Below are 6,384 nucleotides of genomic sequence, written 5' to 3'. Positions count from 1 at the left end.
GTCGATACCGGTGACCACGGCGGGCCCGAGCGGGGCCTCCTCCTCCGCCAGGCCGCTGTCACGCAGCGCCCGGGAGACCAGCCGTACCGCTTCGGCCTCGGCCTGCAGCCGGTCGGGTGCCTCGACCTCGACCCGGGCGGCGAACATGCCGTCCTCCTCGGTGGTCAGGACGCTCAGCTCCTCGCTCTCCCCGAGCTCGGTGTTCCTGGGGTCCTGGGGCCGAAGCCGTCGTCCGATGTCCGAGCGGACGCTGTCGGGCACGCCCCGCAGGAACGTGCCGGGGACGGTGATGACATAGGTGGTCACGGGGACTCCTTTCTGACGTCCTACCCGGTTCCCCGTAAGGTCGATCGGAACCGGGGGGCGGAGGAAGGACTCCGGATGTGGACGAGGCGTGTGGTCCGAGGTGATTTTCTGGAACCGAACCTGCATGGTCACGCTCGTCGCGGGTAAACGCGGCCAGAACACCGGAATCCTGGGATGGGCGGACGATGACGACGTCGGTGAAGACCGGCACGGGCACGGCGGAGCGGGAGAGGGCGTGCCTCGCACAGGGCAGCCCCTGGCCCGGCCGTGCTCCGTGTGACACCGACGGCCTCCTGGCCGTCCCCCCTGGGCCCCGCGCGGAACCGACCAGGGAGTGAGACATCGGCTACGAGGATCCGGACTGCCGGGGCGGCCACAGAGCCCGCCCGGGGACCGGCCCACGGGTGGACGTGCTGTCCTACGGTCGTGGGCGCCGGGTGAAGATCGGAACATCGCTCTGACCGTGATCCCGCCGTCGTTCCGGGCGACGGCCGGTGACGAGCGACCTGTACGGAGTGGGGAGGCCGGGACGAGAGTGTTCTCGGGGACTGAGGCTGCCGAACTGGTGTCCACGGCGGCAGCCGGTGCCGGGACGGCGGCATGGGAGCACTGGGAGCCGTCGGTTCTCCTCGTGGAGGACGATCCCGGCGACGCGTTGCTCGTGGAGGAACTCGTCGTCGACAGCACCGTGAAGATGCGGCTGCGATGGGTGCGGTCCATGACCGAGGCCGCCGAGGCACTGGCCACCGAGACACCCGACTGCGTCCTGCTCGACCTGCACCTGCCGGACGCCCAGGGACTCGAAGCGCTCTCCCTGGTCAAGGGGCTGGCCGAGCAGGTCGCCATCGTGGTCCTCACCGGGCTCGCCGAGGAGCAGACCGGCCTGGCCGCGGTCGCGGCCGGCGCACAGGACTACCTGGTCAAGGGCCGGGTGGAGCCCGAGCTGTTCGGGCGGGCCGTGCGCTACGCGATCCAGCGCAAGCAGACCGAGCAGGCGGCGGTGGCCCTGCAGGCCGGCGCGCTCCAGGCACAGGAGAACGCCCGCCTGGAGCGCGGCCTGCTGCCCCGGCCCCTGCTGCGCGCCGAAGGCGTCCAGGTCGTGGCCCGCTACCGGCCCGGACGCGCGCAGACCCTGCTGGGCGGCGACTTCTACGACATCGTCCAGAGCGCCGACGGCACCCTCCACGCCCTCATCGGGGACGTCTCCGGGCACGGCCCCGACGAGGCGGCCCTGGGAGTCGCCCTGCGGATCGCCTGGCGCACCCTCGTCCTCAGCGGCATCACCGGCGCACAGCAGATGGCCCGCCTGGAGGAGCTGCTGATGGCCGAACGGGCCCGCGACGAGGTCTTCGCGACCCTCGTGACCCTGGCCGCCGTCCCCGGAGAGCAACAGGCCCACGTCGTACGCGCCGGCCACCACGGCCTGCTCCGGCGCACCGGGACGGACGTGGAGTGGGTGGAGGTACCCGGCGGACCCGCCCTGGGCATGGTCCCCGGCGGCGCGACGTGGCCGACGGCGGAGCTGCCCGTACCGGCGGGCACGTCGGTGGTGCTCTTCACCGACGGCCTCTTCGAGGGACATGTGAACCGGGGCACCGAACGCCTCGGCGAGGAAGGACTGCTGGCGCTGGCCCGGGAGGCGGCGCCACTGGAGCCGGAGCCCTTCGTGGACCGGCTGATAGAGAAGGCCGAGAGCCTCGCCGAGGCGCGGGGGGGCCTGGCCGACGACGTGGCTGTCGTCCATCTGAACTGGAACTGAGTGAGTGGGAGCACGGTGTCGGACCGCATGGTGAGACGAGGGACGGGCGCGGTGTGGAGCGGGCGCCGGCTGACGGTGCAGGGGTGGTTCTATCTGCTGCTGGCCCTCATGACGCTGCTGGTGGTGGTCGGCAGCGTGGTCGGCGCCACCCTGCTCGGCCGGACCGCGGAGGTGACCGACCAGCTCCTGCGGCGCGTCCAGCCCGCCCAGACCGAGGCGTACCGGCTCCAGGCGGCACTGGCCAACCAGGAGACGGGCGTGCGCGGTTACGCGATCGCCGCCGACCGGCAGTTCCTCACCCCGTACACCCAGGGCAAGCGGGACGAGGCGAGTTCGGCCGCCCGCTTGCGCCGGTTCCTCGCTGACCGGCCCGAACTGCTGGCGGATCTCAAGGCGATCGAGACCCAGGCCGGCGAATGGCGCCGCACCTACGCGGAACCCCTCGCGGCCTCGGTCACGCCCGGCCGGCCGAAGCCGCTGGACCAGCGGAAGGCCGACCAGGGCAAGAAGGAGTTCGACCGGCTGCGCGCCCTGTGGAGCCGGCAGAACGCCGACCTGGCGACGGCGGTGGACGAGGGCCGCTCCCATCTCACCCATGAACGCAACGTGCGCGATTCGATCCTGGCGGGCATGGTCGTGGCCTTCCTGCTGGCGGGCGTGGCCTGCGCGGTCCTGGTCCGGGTGCTGGTGACCCGCCCGCTGGCGGCACTGACCACCGCGTCCAGGCGGGTGGCGGGCGGCGACTTCTCGCACGTCATCACCGGCGTCGGCCCGGCCGATCTGACCGCGGTGGCCAATGCCGTCGAGGGCATGCGCTGGCATGTGGTGGCCGAACTCGAGGCGTCCCGCGCACACCAGCAGGAACTGGCCCGGCAGGCCGCCGACCTGGACGCCCAGGCCGAGGAACTGCGCCGCTCCAACGCGGAACTGGAGCAGTTCGCCTACGTCGCCTCGCACGATCTGCAGGAGCCGCTGCGCAAGGTCGCCTCGTTCTGCCAGCTGCTGGAGAAGCGTTACGGCGACGTCCTCGACGACCGCGGCCGGCAGTACGTCGACTTCGCCGTCGACGGGGCCCGGCGCATGCAGGTCCTCATCAACGACCTGCTGACCTTCTCCAGGGTCGGGCGGGTCAACGACGCCCGGGTGCCCGTCGGCCTCGACCAGGCGCTGGACAGGGCACTGGCCAACCTCGGGACGGCCGTCGAGGAGTCCGGCGCCCGCGTCGACCGCCCGGACCGGCTGCCCGAGGTCGTCGGGGACCCGACCCTGCTGGCCATGCTCTGGCAGAACCTGGTGGGCAACGCCCTGAAGTTCCGCCACCCCGACCGCGCCCCGCACGTGTCCATCGCCTGCGGCACGGACCCCGAGGAGCCCGACAGCCTGCTCGTGTCCGTCACGGACAACGGCATCGGCATCCCCGAGCAGTTCACGGAGAAGGTCTTCGTCATCTTCCAGCGGCTGCACGGCCGGGACGCCTACGGTGGTACGGGCATCGGTCTCGCACTGTGCAAGAAGATCGTGGAGCAACATGGTGGCAAGATCTGGATCGACACCACCCACACGGACGGCACGCGATTCTGCTTCACCCTTCCGTCCCTCGCCGAGAGCCCGGAGGCGTCCGGAATCGGCACCGAGGAAAAGGTTCTGACATGACCACCCCCGCCGCCAGCCCCATTGACGTGCTCCTCGTCGAGGACGACCCCGGCGACGAGCTGATGACCCGTGAGGCGTTCGAGGACAACAAGATCGGCAACACGCTCCACGTGGTCCGGGACGGCGAGGAGGCGCTGGACTTCCTCTACCGGCGCGGCGACCACACCGAGGCTCCGCAGCCCGATCTCATCCTGCTGGACCTCAACCTCCCCAAGTACGACGGCCGTCAGGTCCTGGAGAAGATCAAGTCCGACCCGGAGCTGGCCCACATCCCGGTCGTCGTCCTCACCACCTCCGCGGCCGAGGAGGACATCCTGCGCAGCTACAAGCTGCACGCCAACGCGTACGTCACCAAGCCGGTGGACCTGGACCAGTTCATCGCCGCGGTCCGTCAGATCGACGACTTCTTCGTCCAGGTCGTCCGTCTGCCGCGCCACTTCTGACCTCCCGCCCGGCCGCGGGCGGGAGAGGAACCGTCCCCGGCCCGTCCGGTCGGCGACGGGACCTCATCCGCGCTCGCGGAGGTACGCCTCCAGCCCCGCTGCCCCGGCCAGCATCGCCCGGCCGCGGGCGGAGAGCCGGCCGTGCCAGTCGCGCAGCGTGTCCTCCAGCGGCTCCAGTCCGCCGGCCTCCCGCACCTGGGCGATCAGCGGGGCGATCTGCTCCAGCGGATGGCCGCCCCGCCGCAGCTGACGGGTCAGCCGTGCCTCCCGTACGGCGGCCTCGTCGTAGACGCGATATCCGGTCAGCGGGTCACGCCGCGGCCGCACCAGCCCGGCGCGCTCCCATGCGCGCAGCGTCGCGGGCCCGATCCCCAGACTGCCGGCCAGGGGCCCGATGAACCTGCCGCCACCCCCTGTTCCGCGGACCGCCTCGGCCACCGCGGAGGGGTCCAGGTCGCGCAGGGCCCGCTCCACGGCCTGGAGGGTGCGCCGGTCGTCGAGGAGCTCGGCGTGGCTCTCGTCGATGAGACGGAACGCGTCCTCGTCCGCGCCCTCGTTCACCGCTCGCATGACCGCCGAGGCCGTCCGGTGGCCGTGGCCGGGCAGCAGGGCGAGGAACGCGCGCAGGGCTCCGGCGTGCAGGGGCGTGTAGACGCGGTAGCCGTGAGGCGTCCGGGCGGCGGGCGGAAGGATGCCGGCCTCCTCGTAGTTGCGCACCGCCTGGGTGGACAGCCCGTGTCCGCGCGCCAGGTCCACCGGCCGTAGACGCCGCTCGGTTTGAAGCTTTTTCCCCACGGCGGTGACCATATCGCGGAAAAGTCTCCACCGAAGGTTCAACGATAGCGTTGAAGGCATGGCGACCGACATCAAGGACACCGCCCATGCCGTCGACGCTGCCGCCCTCATGGGGCTGCTCCCGTCCCGGCCCCGGCTGCTCGCCCTGGGCGAGCCCACGCACGGTGAGGACACGCTGCTCGACCTGCGCAACGAGCTCTTCCGGCAGCTCGTGGAGCAGGACGGCTACCGCACGATCGCGCTGGAGAGCGACTGCCTCAGGGGCCTGACGGTGGACGACTACGTCACCTCGGGGACAGGCACCCTCGACGAGGTCATGGAGCACGGCTTCAGCCACGGCTGGGGGGCCTCCACGGCCAACCGCGAACTCGTGCGCTGGATGCGCGCCCACAACGACGGCCTGCCCGCGTCCGAGCGGGTCCGCTTCGCCGGTTTCGACGGCCCGCTGGAGATCACCGGCGCGGAGAGCCCCCGCCAGGCCCTCACCACGCTCCACGGCCACCTCGCGGACCACGTGGACGAGAACCTGCTCCCGTGCGGCGCGCGGACGCTCGACCACCTGCTGGGCGACGACGAGCGCTGGACCGACCCCGCCGTGATGACGGATCCTGCCCGGTCGGTGGGTCGGTCGGCCGAGGCGGACCGGCTGCGGCTGCTGGCCGACGAACTGGTGACACTGCTGGACGCGCAGACCCCCCACCTCATCGCGGCGACCTCGCGGGACGTCTGGGAACGCGCCTGCCTGTACGGCCGTACGGCGACCGGTCTGCTGCGCTACCACCACGCGACGGCGGACACCTCACCGGCCCGCATGACCCGCCTGTGCGCGCTGCGCGACGCGATGATGGCCCACAACCTCCTCGCCCTCGCCGCCCGGGGCCCGGTCCTCGTCCATGCCCACAACTCCCATCTGCAGCGCGAGCAGAGCTCGATGCGGATGTGGGAGGGGCGGGTGGAGTGGTGGAGCGCCGGCGCGCTGGTGAGCGCCCGGCTCGGTGAGGAGTACGCCTTCGTGGCCACAGCCCTCGGCACGATCCGTCATCAGGGCGTGGACACACCGCCGAAGGGCACCGTCGAGGGTCTCTTGTACGAACTCCCGCAGGACCACTGCCTCTTCGACTCCCGGCGCCTGGCCCTCGCGCTCGGCGACACACCGCCGGAGCCGCGCGTGTCCCCGTGGTTCGGCTACGCCCCGCTCGACCCGGGCCATCTGGCGGGCCTCGACGGCCTCGTCTTCGTAAAGGACGTCCCGCCGAGCTAGCCGCCGCCGTCTCCCGGTCGGTCGAACTTCCGTATCACTGACCGTCGTTCGTTCGAACCTACGAAGTTCTCGCGCAGTGGGTTACTGATCGCCTCCCGCACTGGTAGGAAACGTTCCTAACAATCAGGTCCGGACCAACTCTCCACCCCCCACCTCCCCTTGGAGCC

The 6,384-nt window shown here is 71.6% G+C and carries 6 protein-coding genes; 4 read left to right on the top strand and 2 right to left on the bottom strand.

Annotated features, from left to right (window positions below; genetic code table 11):
* Positions 1 to 306 (bottom strand): hypothetical protein (locus tag EHS43_RS34015; protein ID WP_125194503.1); only part of this gene is annotated, 306 nt, incomplete at its 3' end.
* Between the two features lie 562 nt (positions 307 to 868).
* Here EHS43_RS34015 and EHS43_RS34010 point away from each other — a divergent pair.
* Genes EHS43_RS34010 through EHS43_RS34000 form a run of 3 tightly spaced genes read left to right on the top strand, consistent with a single transcriptional unit; the run spans position 869 to position 4,161 of the window.
* Positions 869 to 2,065 carry a PP2C family protein-serine/threonine phosphatase gene (locus tag EHS43_RS34010; protein ID WP_260470828.1) on the top strand — a complete coding sequence of 399 codons (1,197 nt, stop codon included), beginning with the start codon at positions 869 to 871 and terminating at the stop codon, positions 2,063 to 2,065.
* A 27-nt stretch (positions 2,066 to 2,092) separates the two neighbouring features.
* The gene (locus EHS43_RS34005) at positions 2,093 to 3,718 is read left to right on the top strand and encodes a CHASE3 domain-containing protein (protein WP_125194501.1); all 1,626 of its coding nucleotides are present in this window, start codon (positions 2,093 to 2,095) and stop codon (positions 3,716 to 3,718) included.
* Positions 3,715 to 4,161: a response regulator gene (locus tag EHS43_RS34000; protein WP_125194500.1), complete on the top strand. Its 447-nt coding sequence runs from the start codon at positions 3,715 to 3,717 to the stop codon at positions 4,159 to 4,161. The genes EHS43_RS34005 and EHS43_RS34000 overlap by 4 nt, the downstream gene beginning before the upstream one ends.
* A 63-nt stretch (positions 4,162 to 4,224) precedes the next feature.
* Here the strand turns inward: EHS43_RS34000 and EHS43_RS33995 are convergent, their stop codons facing one another.
* Positions 4,225 to 4,956, bottom strand: coding sequence for a TioE family transcriptional regulator (locus EHS43_RS33995; RefSeq protein ID WP_125194499.1), 732 nt, complete (start codon positions 4,954 to 4,956; stop codon positions 4,225 to 4,227).
* Between the two features lie 58 nt (positions 4,957 to 5,014).
* On the opposite strand from EHS43_RS33995, the gene EHS43_RS33990 reads away from it, so the two are divergent.
* Positions 5,015 to 6,217 (top strand): erythromycin esterase family protein, encoded by a 1,203-nt coding sequence (locus EHS43_RS33990; RefSeq protein WP_125194498.1) that lies wholly within the window; start codon positions 5,015 to 5,017, stop codon positions 6,215 to 6,217.
* The last annotated feature ends 167 nt before the right edge of the window (positions 6,218 to 6,384 follow it).

It is taken from the genome of Streptomyces sp. RP5T, assembly GCF_003933965.1.
Taxonomy (GTDB): Bacteria; Actinomycetota; Actinomycetes; order Streptomycetales; family Streptomycetaceae; genus Streptomyces.
This window is presented reverse-complemented; position numbering and strand designations above follow the sequence as displayed.